The sequence below is a fragment of the Microbacterium sp. Leaf179 genome (genome assembly GCF_001423785.1).
Taxonomy (GTDB): domain Bacteria; phylum Actinomycetota; class Actinomycetes; order Actinomycetales; family Microbacteriaceae; genus Microbacterium.
Genome location: NZ_LMPH01000001.1, coordinates 296064 through 310319, shown reverse-complemented (window position 1 = coordinate 310319; position 14256 = coordinate 296064). Strand labels below are relative to the sequence as shown.

At 70.0% G+C, this 14256-nt stretch carries 14 protein-coding genes; 7 read left to right on the top strand and 7 right to left on the bottom strand.

Annotation, left to right across the window (positions count from 1 at the left end; all coding sequences use genetic code 11):
- Positions 1–64 precede the first annotated feature (64 nt).
- Together purL and ASF96_RS17490 are read left to right on the top strand one after the other, a co-directional pair.
- Positions 65–2407 (top strand): phosphoribosylformylglycinamidine synthase subunit PurL, encoded by a 2343-nt coding sequence (purL, locus tag ASF96_RS01445; protein ID WP_055935298.1) that lies wholly within the window; start codon positions 65–67, stop codon positions 2405–2407.
- A gap of 81 nt (positions 2408–2488) precedes the next feature.
- A complete protein-coding gene (locus ASF96_RS17490) occupies positions 2489–2623 on the top strand; it encodes a hypothetical protein (protein WP_268768477.1) in 135 nt (44 codons plus the stop codon).
- Between the two features lie 147 nt (positions 2624–2770).
- Here the strand turns inward: ASF96_RS17490 and ASF96_RS01440 are convergent, their stop codons facing one another.
- The 3 genes from ASF96_RS01440 to ASF96_RS01430 form a co-directional block, all read right to left on the bottom strand.
- A complete protein-coding gene (locus ASF96_RS01440) occupies positions 2771–3469 on the bottom strand; it encodes a potassium channel family protein (RefSeq protein ID WP_055935296.1) in 699 nt (232 codons plus the stop codon).
- Positions 3462–4832 (bottom strand): TrkH family potassium uptake protein, encoded by a 1371-nt coding sequence (locus tag ASF96_RS01435; protein WP_327037373.1) that lies wholly within the window; start codon positions 4830–4832, stop codon positions 3462–3464. The genes ASF96_RS01440 and ASF96_RS01435 overlap by 8 nt, the downstream gene beginning before the upstream one ends.
- Before the next feature lie 186 nt (positions 4833–5018).
- A complete protein-coding gene (locus tag ASF96_RS01430; protein ID WP_156458673.1) occupies positions 5019–5465 on the bottom strand; it encodes a MarR family winged helix-turn-helix transcriptional regulator in 447 nt (148 codons plus the stop codon).
- A 47-nt stretch (positions 5466–5512) separates the two neighbouring features.
- Here ASF96_RS01430 and ASF96_RS01425 point away from each other — a divergent pair, with 47 nt between their 5' ends.
- The 3 genes from ASF96_RS01425 to ASF96_RS01415 all read left to right on the top strand — a co-directional run bounded on the left by ASF96_RS01425 (position 5513) and on the right by ASF96_RS01415 (position 8589).
- On the top strand, positions 5513–6760 hold the full coding sequence (locus ASF96_RS01425) for a multidrug effflux MFS transporter (RefSeq protein ID WP_055935294.1): 1248 nt from the start codon (positions 5513–5515) through the stop codon (positions 6758–6760).
- An 89-nt stretch (positions 6761–6849) separates the two neighbouring features.
- On the top strand, positions 6850–7827 hold the full coding sequence (locus ASF96_RS01420; RefSeq protein WP_055935292.1) for a hypothetical protein: 978 nt from the start codon (positions 6850–6852) through the stop codon (positions 7825–7827).
- A 33-nt stretch (positions 7828–7860) separates the two neighbouring features.
- The gene (locus ASF96_RS01415) at positions 7861–8589 is read left to right on the top strand and encodes a hypothetical protein (protein ID WP_055935290.1); all 729 of its coding nucleotides are present in this window, start codon (positions 7861–7863) and stop codon (positions 8587–8589) included.
- Positions 8590–8713: 124 nt separating this feature from the next.
- Here the strand turns inward: ASF96_RS01415 and ASF96_RS01410 are convergent, their stop codons facing one another.
- Complete coding sequence (locus ASF96_RS01410) at positions 8714–8974, bottom strand: DUF3253 domain-containing protein (protein ID WP_055935289.1); 261 nt, start codon at positions 8972–8974, stop codon at positions 8714–8716.
- A 47-nt stretch (positions 8975–9021) separates the two neighbouring features.
- On the opposite strand from ASF96_RS01410, the gene ASF96_RS01405 reads away from it, so the two are divergent.
- Together ASF96_RS01405 and ASF96_RS01400 are read left to right on the top strand one after the other, a co-directional pair.
- Positions 9022–9753: a YqjF family protein gene (locus ASF96_RS01405; protein WP_055935286.1), complete on the top strand. Its 732-nt coding sequence runs from the start codon at positions 9022–9024 to the stop codon at positions 9751–9753.
- A 176-nt stretch (positions 9754–9929) separates the two neighbouring features.
- Positions 9930–10577, top strand: coding sequence for a hypothetical protein (locus ASF96_RS01400; protein WP_055935284.1), 648 nt, complete (start codon positions 9930–9932; stop codon positions 10575–10577).
- Between the two features lie 370 nt (positions 10578–10947).
- Here the strand turns inward: ASF96_RS01400 and ASF96_RS01395 are convergent, their stop codons facing one another.
- From ASF96_RS01395 to ASF96_RS01385, 3 genes are all read right to left on the bottom strand, one after another.
- The gene (locus ASF96_RS01395; protein WP_055832208.1) at positions 10948–11853 is read right to left on the bottom strand and encodes a glycine betaine ABC transporter substrate-binding protein; all 906 of its coding nucleotides are present in this window, start codon (positions 11851–11853) and stop codon (positions 10948–10950) included.
- A 62-nt stretch (positions 11854–11915) separates the two neighbouring features.
- The gene (locus ASF96_RS01390) at positions 11916–12818 is read right to left on the bottom strand and encodes an ABC transporter permease (RefSeq protein ID WP_055935282.1); all 903 of its coding nucleotides are present in this window, start codon (positions 12816–12818) and stop codon (positions 11916–11918) included.
- Positions 12818–14137: a quaternary amine ABC transporter ATP-binding protein gene (locus ASF96_RS01385; protein ID WP_055935280.1), complete on the bottom strand. Its 1320-nt coding sequence runs from the start codon at positions 14135–14137 to the stop codon at positions 12818–12820. The genes ASF96_RS01390 and ASF96_RS01385 overlap by 1 nt, the downstream gene beginning before the upstream one ends.
- Positions 14138–14256 lie beyond the last annotated feature (119 nt).

The following is a 14256-nucleotide window of genomic DNA, read 5'->3' as shown; positions in this document are numbered from 1 at the left end:
CGATGTCCGACCACCCAACTAGACTGACTCCGTCCGGCCCCTGCGATTTCTGGAGCTCAGCCGCGTGACCACTTCACCCGAATCCGCCGCCCGTACGGCACTCGCCGACACCGTCGAGAACGCCATCTCGACGCCCGAGAAAGAGCAGCCCTACGGTGCCCTCGGTCTCAAGAGCGACGAGTACGCCCGAATCCGCGAGATCCTGGGCCGCCGCCCCACCAGCGGTGAGCTGGCGATGTACTCGGTCATGTGGAGCGAGCACTGCTCCTACAAGTCCAGCAAGATCTACCTGCGCCAGTTCGGCCAGAAGGTCAGCGACGAGATGAAGACCCGCCTCATGGTGGGCATGGGCCAGAACGCCGGCGTCGTCGACGTCGGCGACGGCTGGGCGGTCACCTTCAAGGTCGAGTCGCACAACCACCCCAGCTACATCGAGCCGTTCCAGGGCGCGGCCACCGGCGTCGGCGGCATCGTGCGCGACATCATCTCGATGGGCGCGCGCCCGGTCGCGATCATGGATCAGCTGCGCTTCGGCGCCATCGACCACCCCGACACCCCCCGCGTCGTGCACGGCGTCACCAGCGGCATCTCGTTCTACGGCAACTGCCTGGGCCTGCCGAACATCGGCGGCGAGACCGTCTTCGACGCCGTCTACCAGGGCAACCCGCTGGTCAACGCCCTCGCGGTGGGCGTCATGCGCCACGAAGACGTCAAGCTCGCCAACGCGACCGGGGTGGGCAACAAGGTCGTGCTGTTCGGTGCCCGCACGGGCGGCGACGGTATCGGCGGCGCCAGCATCCTGGCATCCGACACCTTCGCCGACGGCGGCCCCACCAAGCGCCCCGCGGTGCAGGTGGGCGACCCGTTCGCCGAGAAGGTGCTCATCGAGTGCTGCCTCGAGCTGTACAAAGACGACCTCGTCGAGGCCATCCAGGACCTCGGGGCCGCCGGCATCTCGTGCGCGACGAGCGAGCTCGCCGCCAACGGCGACAGCGGCATGAAGGTCGAGCTCTCCAAGGTGCTGCTGCGCGACCCCTCGCTCACGCCCGAAGAGATCCTCATGTCGGAATCGCAGGAGCGCATGATGGCGATCGTCGCGCCCGAGAAGCTCGACGCGTTCCTCGCCGTCGTCGGCAAGTGGGACGTCGAGACCAGCGTGCTCGGCGAGGTCACCGGAGACGGCCGCCTCGTCATCGACTGGTACGGCGAGCGCATCGTCGACGTCGACCCCTCGACCGTCGCGGTCGACGGCCCCGTGTACGAGCGCCCCGTCGCGTACCCCACGTGGATCGACGCGCTGAACGACGACACGGCGACGACCCTCGCGCGGGCGACGGATGCCGAGACCCTCCGCCAGCAGTTCACCACCCTGGTCGCGAGCCCCAACCTCGCCGACACCTCGTGGATCACGAACCAGTACGACTACTACGTTCTCGGCAACACGGCCCTGAGCTTCCCCGACGACGCCGGCATGATCCGCGTCGACGAAGAGACCGGTCTCGGCTTCGCGATCGCGACCGACTGCAACGGCCGCTACAACCAGCTCGACCCCTACAACGGCGCGAAGCTCGCCCTCGCCGAGGCGTACCGCAACGTCGCGGTCACGGGCGCTGTGCCCACGGCCGTCACCGACTGCCTCAACTTCGGCAGCCCCGAGAACCCCGAGGTCATGTGGCAGTTCAGCCGGGCCGTCGAGGGCCTGAGCGACGGATGCCTCGAGCTCGGCATCCCGGTCACGGGCGGCAACGTCTCGTTCTACAACCAGACCGGCGACCAGCCGATCCACCCGACCCCCGTCGTGGGCGTCCTGGGCATCATCGACGACGTCGCGGCCCGCATCCCCAGCGGCTGGCAGGATGCCGGTGAAAACCTCTACCTGCTCGGCACCACCGCCGACGAACTCGACGGTTCGCAGTGGGCCGGCACGATCCACGACCACCTCGGCGGCCGCCCGCCCCGGGTCGACCTGGCGCAGGAGCGCAAGCTCGCCGAGCTGCTCAAGGCCGCCGGTTCGCAGTCGCTCGTGTCGAGCGCCCACGACCTGTCGTCGGGCGGTCTCGCGCAGACCCTCGCCGAGGGCGTCATGCGCTTCGGCGTGGGTGCGCGCGTGTGGCTCACCGAGCTCATGGAGCGCGACGGCGTCGATGCCACGGCGGCCCTGTTCAGCGAGTCGACCGGCCGCGTCCTGGTCAGCGTCCCCCGCGAAGAAGACGTCAAGTTCCGAGGCCTGTGCAACGGCCGCGGCTACCCGGTGCTGCGCATCGGTGTGACCGACGTCGAGCCCGGCACGGTGGCATCCCTCGAGATCCAGGACGTCTTCACCGTCACGGTTCCGGAGCTGCGCCGCCTGTCGAACGAGACCCTGCCCGCCGTCTTCGGTCCCACCGTCGCGGAACCCGTGGCGTGAGCCTTCCGTCGTGCGGCCCGCTGGACCGCGCGGCGAAGAGCTCGACGAGATCCCCGACCGCCCGACGAGAGGAGACGCGCGATGACCGATGACGACGACATGACCGTGTTCAGCGACAAACGCCAGCGCCGCGTCAAGATGACCGCCTGGATCGTGATCGGCGCGCTCGTCCTCACCGGCGGCGGCGCGACGGTCATCTCACTGATCCTCGGCTGAGCCCGCGGCCCGACCCCTCGAACAAGCGGCGACCCGCCGCGTCCGTACTCCGTGATGGGGCGCATCTCCGCGGCGGCGTAGAGTGGCGCGAGACGGGCGTCGTCTGCGGCCGCATCGAGGTCGGCGACGTCGAGTAGGCAAGCATCCTCAGACGAGGGCGGCGAACCGCTCGGTGCGCTGGACCGGGCCGATGACGATCAGCAGGTCGCCCTCGCGGACGACGGATGCCGCGCCTGCGGCATGCCACTCGCCATCGGCGCCGCGGATCTTCACGATCGTCACCCCGTGACGACGACGCACGGCCGAGGCCTCCAGGGTCTGTCCGACGATCTCGCGCGGTGCCACGGTCTTGGCCACGACGAGATCGCGGTCGAACTCGACGTAATCGAGCATGGCCCCGCGAACGAGGTGGGCGATGCGCCGACCCATATCGGCCTCGGGGTATACGACGTGCTCGATTCCGAGCTGCTCGAGGATCAGGCCGTGCTGCTCGCTGATCGCCTTCGCCCAGATCGAGCGGGCTCCCATGCGCTTGAGCAGCGAGGTCGTGAGGATGCTCGCCTGGATGTCCGAGCCGATGCCGACGACAACGCGGTCGAACTCGGCGACGCCCAGCTGCTCCAGGGCGACCTGCTTCGTCGAATCGGCGCGGACGACGTGCGTGAGTACACCGTTCAACGACTGCACGGTGTCTTCATCGGTGTCGATGCCGAGCACCTCGCTGCCGCTGCGGGCGAGCTCCGTGGCGAGGGCGCCGCCGAAGCGACCGAGGCCGATGACCGCGATCGATGAGGCCGCGCCAGCGCGCGTTCGGCGACGGCTGAAGAACGGGTTCGCGTTATCCAATGATCGGACGCTCCTTCGGGAGTTCGTACATGCGTTTCTCCCGCGACAGTGCCAGCGCGGCACCGAGCAGGACGGGGCCGAGCCGGCCGATGAACATCAGGACGATGAGGATGAGCTGGGCCAGCGCGGGCAGATCGGCGGTGATCCCCGTCGACAGGCCGACCGTCGCGAACGCCGACACCACCTCGAAGAAGACCCGTTCGAAGGTGAAGGGGCTGAGCAGCATGATGGCCAGCGTCGATCCGACGACGAGGGCCACCGAGAGCAGAGCGACCGTGAGTGCTTCTCGGTGCGTCGAACGCGGCAGACGCTTGCCGAACATGTTGACCGCCGAGTCTCCGCGCAACTCCGCCAGCACGATGAAGAAGAGCACGGCGAACGTCGTGATCTTCAGCCCGCCCGCCGTTCCGGCCGGACCACCGCCGATGAACATCAGGATGTCGGTGACGAACCAGCTCTCCGGTTGCATCTGCGCGACATCGATCGAGTTGAAACCGGCGGTGCGCGGCATGACCGACATCGTGAATCCCGCGAGCAGACGCCCCGCAGGATCCATCGCGCCGAGGGTCGCCGGATTGGACCACTCCAGCGCCGTGAGCACGACGGCACCGACGACGAGGAGCACGACCGTGCCGACCAGAACGGTGACGGTGTTCAGCGTCCAGCGGCGCGGGAATCGGAACCGACGCCAGAGCTCCATGATCACGGGAAAGCCGAGGCCGCCGAGGATGATGGCGGCGCAGATCGGCAGACAGATGAACGGATCGGTCGCGAAGGAGATGAGGCTGTCACTGAAGAGGGCGAAGCCGGCGTTGTTGAACGACGACACCGCGTGAAAAACCCCGAGCCACACCGCGCGTGGCAAGGACTCGCCGTAGCCGAGCCAGAACCGAACCGCCAGCATGATCGCCACGACCGCCTCCGTCGCCAGGGCGATGACCGCGACACCCATCAGCACACGGCGCACGTCGCCGACGGCGACAGTGTGGGTTTCGCTCACCGCCGTCAGACGCGTACGCAGCCCGAGTCGCCGCGCCACGAGAAGACCGAGCAGCGTCGCGAGCGACATCACCCCGAAGCCGCCCACCTGGATGAGCACCATGATCACGGCCTGGCCGAACGGCGACCAGAATCTCGGGGTGTCGACCACGATGTGTCCCGTGACGCACACGGCACTCGTCGCGGTGAAGAGCGCCTCCATGAAGGTCGCGGAGCGCTCTTGCGTCGCCGCGGGGAGGCTCAGCAACGCGGTGCCGATGGCCAGGACGCCGCCGAACGAGAGGGCGATCACTCGCCCGGGGGTGAGCAGGACGCGCGGTCGCACCATGGCCGCGGGGCGTGCGGCACGTTTCACCTGTCTCACCGCCATACGATCTCACACCCGCATTGCCTCACCCATTCGAGACCGAGCGGTCGACGCCGTTCGCGTGTCGCCGTGCGAGACGGCGGCGACGGCCAGGGCTCCCGCGCTGCGGCTTCCGCACCCGTACTCTCGCTGATCCTCGGCTGACCCACTCCTCGCCCGGCGCGCTCGGCGCCACACGACGCCTCACGCGGTGGGCGAGGATCGGAGCCCCTCGTCGATGCGCGTGAGCAGGCGCAGGGCCGCCTCGACCCCGCCCTCGTCGGCGGGGAGGGCCTGACGCAGGCTGTCGGCCCACCACGCGCGCAGGCGCTCGATGTTCTCGGCGGCGAGGTCGGTGGCGAACAACCGCACCTGACGACCGTCGTCGCTGCCGGTGCGGCGCTCGACCATGCCCTTGCGTTCGAGTTCGCGCACGGCGGCGCTGAGGTTGCTCCGGCGCAGGCCCGTGGCATCCGCGGTCGCGCTCGGGGAGGTTCCCGGATGCCGGTCGACCCAGCGCATCACGAGCCGCTCGGTGCCCGTGAGGGCGACGACGTCGGCGGCCGAGTCGGCGTGCGGGTCCAGCTCGCGTGCGACGCGGAGGAGTACGTCGGCGAACTCTCCCCACGTGGCATCGGTCACGGAACTCATGGCTCCAGCTTACGTCTTCCGACGAAGATAGTTATGCTTCAATAACTATGACTTCAGCACTTACGCCCGAGCGCTCCCCGCGCACCGCGTCGACTCCCACGGCCTCCCCCGCCATCACCCCCGCGCTCCTGGTCGTGCTGGGTCTGCTCAGCGCCGTCGCCCCGTTCGCGACCGACCTGTACCTTCCCGCCTTCCCCGAGATGACGGGCGACCTCCAGACCTCCGCGACCTCGGTGCAGCTCACGCTGACCGCTTTCCTGTTGGGCGTCACCGCGGGCCAGCTCGTCTTCGGCCCGCTGTCGGACCGGTTCGGCCGGGTCGCCCCGCTCATCGCCGGCGCCGTGCTCTGCGTCGCGGCGAGCGTGCTCGCCGTCTTCGCCCCCACGATCGGCATGCTCATCGCCGCGCGCCTCGTGCAGGGGCTCGGTGGCGCGGCGGGCATGGTGATCGGTCGCGCGATCATCTCCGATCTCGCCACCGGTCGGGCGGCGGCCCGCGCCTTCTCACTGATGATGATCGTCGGCGGGGTCGCCCCGGTGGTCGCCCCGCTCGTCGGCGGTCTGCTCACGTCGTCCATCGGGTGGCGCGGACTGCTCGCCATCGTGCTCGTGCTCGCGATCATCATGCTGGTGGCCCTGCTCGTCGTCGTCCGAGAGACGCACCTGCGCGCCCGTCGCGACGCGCTGCGCGAAGAGCGGAGGGGCGCGGCCTCGCCCGCGCGCGCCCTGCTCTCACGCACGTTCGTCGGCTACACGGCGACGTTCGGCTTCGCCTTCGCCGCCATGATGGGCTACATCTCGGCGTCGCCCTTCGTGTACCAGGACATGATCGGCCTCGACAGCGCCGGGTACGGCCTCGCGTTCGGCGTGAACGCCCTGGGCCTCATGGCCACGAGCATCGTCTCCGCGAAGCTCACCGCCACCCGATCGGTGCGCGGGGTACTGGGTACCGGGCTGCTGGCCGTCACGGCCGCCGCCGTCGCCTTCGCGGTGCTGGTCGCGATCGCTGCGCCCGTCTTCCTGCTCGCGGTGCCGATGTTCGTGCTGGTCGCGAGCCTCGGCTTCGTGCTGGGCAACGCCACAGCGCTGGCCCTGGCCGCTGTCCCAGACGCCGCGGGCACCGGTTCGGCGGCGCTGGGGGCGCTGCAGTTCGGTCTCGCCGCCCTCGTGTCTCCGCTGGTGAGCCTCGGCGGTTCGGCGACGGCCGCGCCCCTCGCCGCCGTCATGCTGCTCACCGCGATCATCGCGCTGGCGTTCTTCTGCGCCGCCCGCCCGCGGCGCACCGTCTCGGCCTAGGCCGTCGGCCCGGGGATATGACCCTCTCCGGGCCGATTCCCGGCGCGATGTCGGACGCCCGACGTAGCATGGACCCCGTGGAACCACTGATGGCTTTGCTCGTCGAGTGGTGGTGGATCGGCCCCGCAGCGGCCGGTGCGGGCACGCTCGGCTGGATCGGCGTGCGCCGGGCCCGCCACCGTGCCCTCCCCGCCGGCACCACCACGACCGGCGACCGGGCCGCCCGCGCCTGGGCGTCGCGCCCGATGGGCAAGGCTGCCGCGCGCCGCCTCGAACTCGACGCCGCCCAGCTCGATCTCCTCACCGCCCGCAACGCCGTCACCCGCGGCCGCGCCGACGTGAAGGTCGCCGACGCCGAGGTGGTCCGCGCCCAGGCCGAGCGAGCGGCATCCCGGGTGTCGGGCGACGTCGTCGCCGCCGCGCGGGGCCGCCTCGCCGACGCCCAGCGCGATCTGCGCGCGGCGACCGCCGAGGTGCGCGCCCGCCGCGCGGGCGTGAAGGCCGCGAAAGCCATGCTCCCCGCCATCCGCTCCGGCAGCGCCCCGCTACCGGTGGCGCACCTGCTCGCCGAGCACGACGCGATCCTCGCACGCTGGATGGCGTACGAGACCGACCCGGGCCTGGCCATCGACTTCCCCGCGATGAGCGATTCCCGCTCGCCGCTGCTCGCCGACTTCCTGCGCGCTCACGAGCGTGCGCAGTGGCTGCGGCCGGCATCCGTCCAGACGCGTCTCGAACCGGCCGAGTTCCTCGCCTACCGCGATGCCGTGCGGCGCACCGGCCAGGCCTTCGACCGCGCCGAGCGCGCGGCGCGCCGTGTCGGTGAGCAGCCGAGCGTCGAGGGTAACGACGCGTGGAGCCGAGTGGCATCCGATCTCGCCGAGACCGCGCAGCGCGCCCTCGCCCGCTCGATGGAGTCGATGGGACGCGCCGCGGCGGGCAAGTGGAACGAACGCGGGGCGAAGCGCGCGCAGAAGGCCGGGCCCGACGCCGGGGCCACCCCGCCCCGCCCCGGACCGGTGTGGCCCCCTCCCGCACGGGAGCGGCCGCAACCGCCGGCTTCCTGAGGGCGCGCGAGGCGACCGGCGTAGCATGGCGCCGTGACAGAATTCTGGACCTTCGCCGGGCAGTACTGGTGGCTCGTCTTCCCGCTTTTCGGGATGACGATGGGCGCCGTCAACGCGCGTGTGAAGCACCGCGAGGTCACCGCCCGGCGACGCCATCGTGAGCAACTCGAGTTGTTGAAGGCCCAGGGCGCCGTTCCCGCGCCCGCGGCGGTGGCACCGTTGGTCGACGAGGTCGGCGGCGTCCAAGGGCGCGTCGTCGCTGCGCAAGACGAGGTCACGCACCGCTGGCTCGAGTACGAGCTCGACGCCACGAAGCTCCTCACCTACCCCGCGATGAGCGACGGCCGCCAGCCGCTGACGGCCGCGTTCCTGCGCGCGAAGAGAGCGGCCGACAAACTGCGCCCCGATGAGGGCGAGACCCTCTCGCCGGAACGCCTCAAGGAGTACCGCGACGCCGTCACCGACTACGAGGTCGCCTTCGACGTGGCCGAGCGCGACGCCCGACGCGTGAAGGACGCGGCCTTCACGGCCGACGAACGCAAGCGGCTCGACACGGCCAAGCAGCTGCTCATCGTCGCCACCGACCAGGCCGCGACCCCGAACGAGCGCCAGCTGGCCTACCGTCGCGTGCGCGAAGAGCTCGACGGGCTGATCCTCCTCTCCGACGAGGCCGTCGACGTGCTCGAGAAGAAGGTCGCCCTGGAGCTCCCGCGCGAGCGCACCGCGCCCCCGTCCGAGACCGCCCCCGGCTCCACCGCCTGAGCACCCCCGCTCCCACCCGCCGGCACGCGCCGCAGAATCGGACGAGCGCAACAGAATCGGATGCCGCAGCCCCGGCATCCGAATCCGGCGAAACGATCCGATTCCGAGGCGCGCAGCAGGGGGGTCAGCGCGCCCGGCGGATCCGCACGGGGCCGCGCGCCGTCGTCACGTCGACCACCTCGCCCTTCTGGGTCACCTCGACCTCGCCCAGACCCACCAGTTCGTGCGCGGCGTCGCGTGCTGGCTGCATCAGGTCGCGCCAGTCGTCGCCGCCGACGGCGCGAGCCGCCTCGGAGGGGCAGATGGTCTTGTCGGCGTCGCGCGCGGCGAGCAGTTCGCGAATGGATGCCACGAGCCGAGGATCCGCATCTGATGCCGGGGTCATCTGTCCAGTCTCCCGCGGCCGGGCACCGCCGGGGTGAGAATGAGCCGGTGATCACCGAGCGCCATGCCCCCGACCTGCCCGGACGCGCCGTCATCGCGCAGCGGTGGAACCGCGCCGTCTTCGTGCACTGGCGGGTGGACCCGGCCGACGTCGCGCCGCTGCTTCCGGCCGGCACCCGTCCCGACGTGCACGACGGCTCCGCGTGGGTGGGGCTCGTGCCCTTCGTGCTCAGCGATTTCCGCTTCCTGCCCCTGCCGCCCGTGCCCTTCGTCGGCACGTTCACCGAGATCAACGTGCGCACCTACGCGATCGACGACGAGGGCCGCCGCGGCGTCGTGTTCCGCACGCTCGAGGCCGAGCATCTGGCCCCCGTCCTCGGAGCCCGCGCGCTGTTCGGCCTGCCCTACCGGTGGGCTCGAGCCGGAGTCCGCACCGACGGCGCGCGCATCGAGTACCGCTCGCGGCGTCACGGAGGGCGGCATCCGGGAACCCAGGTGCGTGCCACCCTCGGCACCGACACGGTGGACACCACCCTCTCGCGGTTCCTGATCGCGCGGTGGGGCTTCCACGAGCGTCACCTGGGCCGCACGATCTGGGCCGCGAACAGCCACGAGCCGTGGCCCCTGGTCGAGGCGCAGCTCGACGTGCTCGACGACGACCTCGTCGCCGACGCCGGCTTCCCCCAGCTCGCCGGCCGCACGCCCGACTCGGTGCTGGCGATGCCCGCGGGCCACCCGGGATTCGTCACCCGCTTCACGACGGCGCACGCGATCGCCTGACTCGGGCGGGGATGCGGTCCGTCTCGCCGAGAAGAGCCGCCGTTGCGCCGAAGACGCCACTCACCCGAATGCGGTGAGATTTCATCTTTTCATGTATGCATGCTCATGTTTACCTCACAAGTGGGCGTTGACCGACGTCGTTCCACCCCACGGCGCTCGCGCCGAAAGGACAATTCATGAGCACGCACCGTCGATCGGCGATCTCAGCCGCGTTCCTTGCCCTCGCCATCGCATTCGCGCCTACCTCTGCGGCACTTGCGGCGACGGACAGCGCGACGGACCCCGAGTCCACCTTCCACGAGTTCGTCGATGATCTGGCGCTCTCAGCCGCGAGTAAGCGTCAGGTCGAGCAGTACTTCGCCGCACTTCCGGAAGTGAAGCAGCAGGCGGGCGCCGCGGACCCATCGACACTGTTCACCTATTCCGAGGCCACCTCCACCGTTCGCCAGCTACCTGTCACCCCCTCGGACAGTGGGCGCCTCACCACCCTGGCCGCAGCGGGTACCCGAACGCTGCAGGTGAACAACCGACAGGACGTCAAGATCGGGAATGTCACGTTCATCACCTTCAGCCTGAGTTACACGTATGAGGCGCGTGGCAGCTCAGTCACACGGAACATCAACTGCACGGGGTCTGCATCAGGAGTGATCAGTGCGAGCTCGTCGCCCACATCCTGGATCTCTCAAGGACGCGGGACCTGCGATGTGCGCACCCAAGCCAGCGTCTTCGTGAAGGGCCTGCCCTTCCAGTTCACGAAAGTGCACACGGTCACGACGCAAGCGGGCAATCCTGCTCGGGTCGATGGCCGAATCTACTCGGCATGACAATCCCTTCGCACACGCGGGCCAGATCGCGAGCTTCCTCTCTGCACTGGTGGGCTGTCGCGGCAGCCACCGTCGCACTGGCCGCGCCGCTGCCGGACGAATGGAGGCTCACCGTCCAGATACTGACCCTCGTCTTCGGCGTAGTGGCGCTGTGCGTGGTCCGGGGTCGAGCGGCTCGATCGATCGCGGTGGCCGTCGTTGTCGTGGTCGGCGCCGTCGTAGGCGTGCAGGTCGCCGGGCAGATCCTCGCTCTCGTGTTCGAGCGATCCTTCATCGACGACGCCGTCGTCGTCCGCTGAGAGACGGCGAGCGCGACCGACGCCAGAAGGGTCCCTCCGCGCACGGAGGGACCCTTCTGGCGTGAGAAATGTCAGTCGCGCTGCGTCGGGAACGCGTCGGGGTACTGCTCGAGCCACGCCTGCACGGCCTCGGGCTCCTTGCCCTCGCCGTACTCGTTGACCACGAGGTCTTCGAGCGAGCCGTACTGCTCGTCGTCGAGCTGGATGCCGGCGATGAGCTCGGCGGCATCCGGGTACTTCTCGGCGAAGCCGGAGGTGGCGAGGAAGTGCAGCGCCTCGGGGTCGCCCATCAGACCCTGGGGGTCCTCGAGGTCCTTCACGTCGTAGGCGTCGTTCGCCCAGAAGGGACGCCACAGGGTGACCGCGATGTCCTTCTGCGCCGCGATGGCGTTGTCGAGCTCGGTGAGCATCGCCGCGGTCGACGAGGTGACGAGTTCGAAGTCGCCGTCGAGGCCGTAGCCGGGCAGCATGGTCTCCTGCGTCTGCTTCGTGAGGCCGGCACCCGGCTCGATGCCGTAGATGCGCCCCTCGAAGCGGTCGGCGTTGGCCTGCAGCTGCTCGATCGAGTCGATGTCGACGTAGCTGGGCACCGCGATCGTGAGCTTGGCGTTGTCGTAGTACGCGCCGAGGTCTTCGATCTTGTCGCCGTAGGTGTTCATGTAGTCGGCGTGCGTCAGCTCGGGCCACGCCGACGGGTAGATGTCGACGTCGCCCTGGGCGAGGCCGGCGTAGAGCGGGCCCGCCTCGGTGAGGGTCTGCATCTCGACGGTGTAGCCGAGCTTCTCGAGCTGGTCCTCGAGCAGGTAGGCGGTGCTGAGACCGTCGGTCCACGACGGCAGGAACCCGAGCGTGATCGTGCCCTTGTCGCCGCCGCCGCCGTCTCCGCCCTCGGCCTGGTTGCCGCTCGCGCAGCCGGCGAGCGCGAGGGCGCTGACGGCCCCGAGGGCCAGGGTGGTGGTGAGGTGTCGCTTGTTCATCGCTGTGTTCTCTTCCTTTTCGTATGCGTTTCCGTGTGTGCGCGCGCGTGAGGTGCCAGGACTCACGAGGGGGTGGGGGAGGCGGGGGCGGCAGGGGCGCGACGTCGGCCCAGCGCCGCGAGCAGCGACGAGGCGTTGTCGGCTCGGTTGCCGAGGGCGGCGGTGAGGCGGTCGAGGTACACCGCCAGCACGACCACGCTGAGGCCCGCCTCGACGCCCTTGGGCAGGTTGACCGTCGAGATTGACTGCACGACCTCCTTGCCCAGGCCGTCGGCGCCGACGATGCCGGCGACGACCGCCATCGACAGGGCAAGCATGATGACCTGGTTGACGCCCGCCATGATGGTGGGCATCGCGAGCGGCAGTTGGATGCCGCGCAGGATCTGTCCGGGTGTCGCGCCGAACGCGTGCCCGGCCTCCACGGTCTCGGAGTCGACCCCGCGGATGCCGAGCTCGGTCAGACGCACGCCCGGGGGCAGCGCGAAGATGACGGTCGAGACGACACCGGGTACCACCCCGATGCTGAAGAACGTGATCGCGGGGATCAGGTAGACGAAGGCGGGCATCGTCTGCATGAAGTCGAGGATCGGCTTCATGACGGCGCGCACGGTGGGATTGCGCGCCGACCAGATGCCGAGCGGCACCGAGATCGCCACGGCCACGATCGTCGCCACGAGCACGAGCGCCAGGGTCTGCATCGCCGTGACCCACTGCCCCATGCCCAGGATGAGGGCGAAGCCGATCACCGTGCCGAGGGCGAGCTTCCACGAGCGCAGGAGCCACGCCAGCAGTGCCGCGATCACGATCACGACGATGATCGGGGCGGCCAGCAGCACGTCGCTGAGGCCCCCGACGAGAAAGCGCACGGTCACGGCGATGACGTCGAAGAGACCCGAGAGGTTGTCGCGGAGCCAGTCCACGCCGGCGTCGACCCACTGGCCGACCGGAATGCGGAAACCATCCATCAGCGCATCCCTCCGGTCTCGGATGCCGGGACCCCGGGGTCGGCGGAGGTCGCGTCGAGCACCGCGTCGATCTCTGCCGACGGAAGCGGGTTCGGAAGCACGGTGATCTCCTCGGTGGCGGTGGGGCCGGGGCCGAGAGCGGCCAACAGGGTGACGCGCGGGATGACGCCGGCCAGGCGTCCTTCGGCGTCGAGCACGGCCAGCGGCAGCGGCGACTCGACCGACGGAACGAAGAGGTTCATGAGCACGTCCTCTTCGCGCACGCTCTGCGGCAGGGGCCGGAGCCGGCCGAGCAGCGAGTTCTCTCCCGCGCGCACGAGCTTGATGGCGTCGCGGTCGGTGATGATGCCGAGCGGCTTGCGGTCGCGGTCGGTGACGTAGGCGGCCGACATGTACGCGTCGCGCATCTGGCGCAGCGCCGTACGGGGGCCGGCCGACGCGTCGACGCGCGGTCGGGGACGTTCCATGACGTTGCCGGCCGTGAGCACGCGGGCGCGGTCGACGTCCTGCACGAACTGCTCGACGTAGTCGTTGGCCGGGTCGGTGAGGATGTCTTCGGGGGTGCCGATCTGCACGATGCGCCCGTCGCGCATGACCGCGATGCGGTCGCCGAGGAACATGGCCTCGTTGAGGTCGTGGGTGATGAAGACGATCGTCTTCTTCAGCGTCCGCTGCAGTTCGAGCAGCTGCTCCTGCATCTCGCGACGGATCAGGGGATCGAGGGCACTGAAGGCCTCGTCCATGAGGAGGATGTCGGTGTCGGCGGCGAGAGCGCGGGCGATGCCGACGCGCTGCTGCATACCGCCCGACAGCGCGGAGGGGAGCTTGTCGCCCCACCCCTCGAGTCCGACGAGGGCGAGGATCTCGTCGGCCTTGGCGAGGCGCTCGGTCTTGCCGACGCCGCGGATCTCGAGCGGGTAGGCCACGTTGGCCGCGACCGTCCGGTGCGGCAGGAGCGCGAAGTGCTGGAACACCATCGCGAGACGATCGCGCCGCAGCGACCGGAGTCGCGCGGTGCCGACGCCCGTGAGGGGGTCGCCCTGCACCTCGACGGTGCCGGCGCTTGCCTCGTGGAGGCCGTTCAGCATGCGGATGATGGTGGACTTGCCGGAGCCGGAGAGCCCCATGATGACGAAGATCTCACCGGGGTGGACCTCGAAGCTCGCGTCGATGACGGCGGCGGTCCCGTGGTCGGCGATCTCGTCGCGACGGGCGCCGGAGCGGAGCTTGTCGACGGCAGCCTGGGGGGCGCGGCCGAAGACCTTGAACAGGTTCTTCGCCGCGAGGGCAGGCGCCTCGAACGCAGGCGGATGGGTCACTGTGTGCACCTCAGCGGCCTCGGGTGGCCGCAGCGGTCACGCCCGGGTGGCAGCCGTCAGCACTCTTCGGGGGGTGGAGTGCGTCGGCGTCGAATGTCGGATCCGACGCCCAGGCCGCC

Excerpts from the sequence above, each read along its gene's own strand:
- ASF96_RS17490 (WP_268768477.1), top strand. The coding sequence starts at position 2,489 with ATGACCGATGACGACGACATGACCGTGTTCAGCGACAAACGCCAGCGC.
- ASF96_RS01430 (WP_156458673.1), bottom strand. The coding sequence starts at position 5,465 with ATGAGTTCCGTGACCGATGCCACGTGGGGAGAGTTCGCCGACGTACTC.
- ASF96_RS01425 (WP_055935294.1), top strand. The coding sequence starts at position 5,513 with ATGACTTCAGCACTTACGCCCGAGCGCTCCCCGCGCACCGCGTCGACT.
- ASF96_RS01420 (WP_055935292.1), top strand. The coding sequence starts at position 6,850 with ATGGCTTTGCTCGTCGAGTGGTGGTGGATCGGCCCCGCAGCGGCCGGT.
- ASF96_RS01410 (WP_055935289.1), bottom strand. The coding sequence starts at position 8,974 with ATGACCCCGGCATCAGATGCGGATCCTCGGCTCGTGGCATCCATTCGC.
- ASF96_RS01400 (WP_055935284.1), top strand. The coding sequence starts at position 9,930 with ATGAGCACGCACCGTCGATCGGCGATCTCAGCCGCGTTCCTTGCCCTC.
- ASF96_RS01395 (WP_055832208.1), bottom strand. The coding sequence starts at position 11,853 with ATGAACAAGCGACACCTCACCACCACCCTGGCCCTCGGGGCCGTCAGC.
- ASF96_RS01390 (WP_055935282.1), bottom strand. The coding sequence starts at position 12,818 with ATGGATGGTTTCCGCATTCCGGTCGGCCAGTGGGTCGACGCCGGCGTG.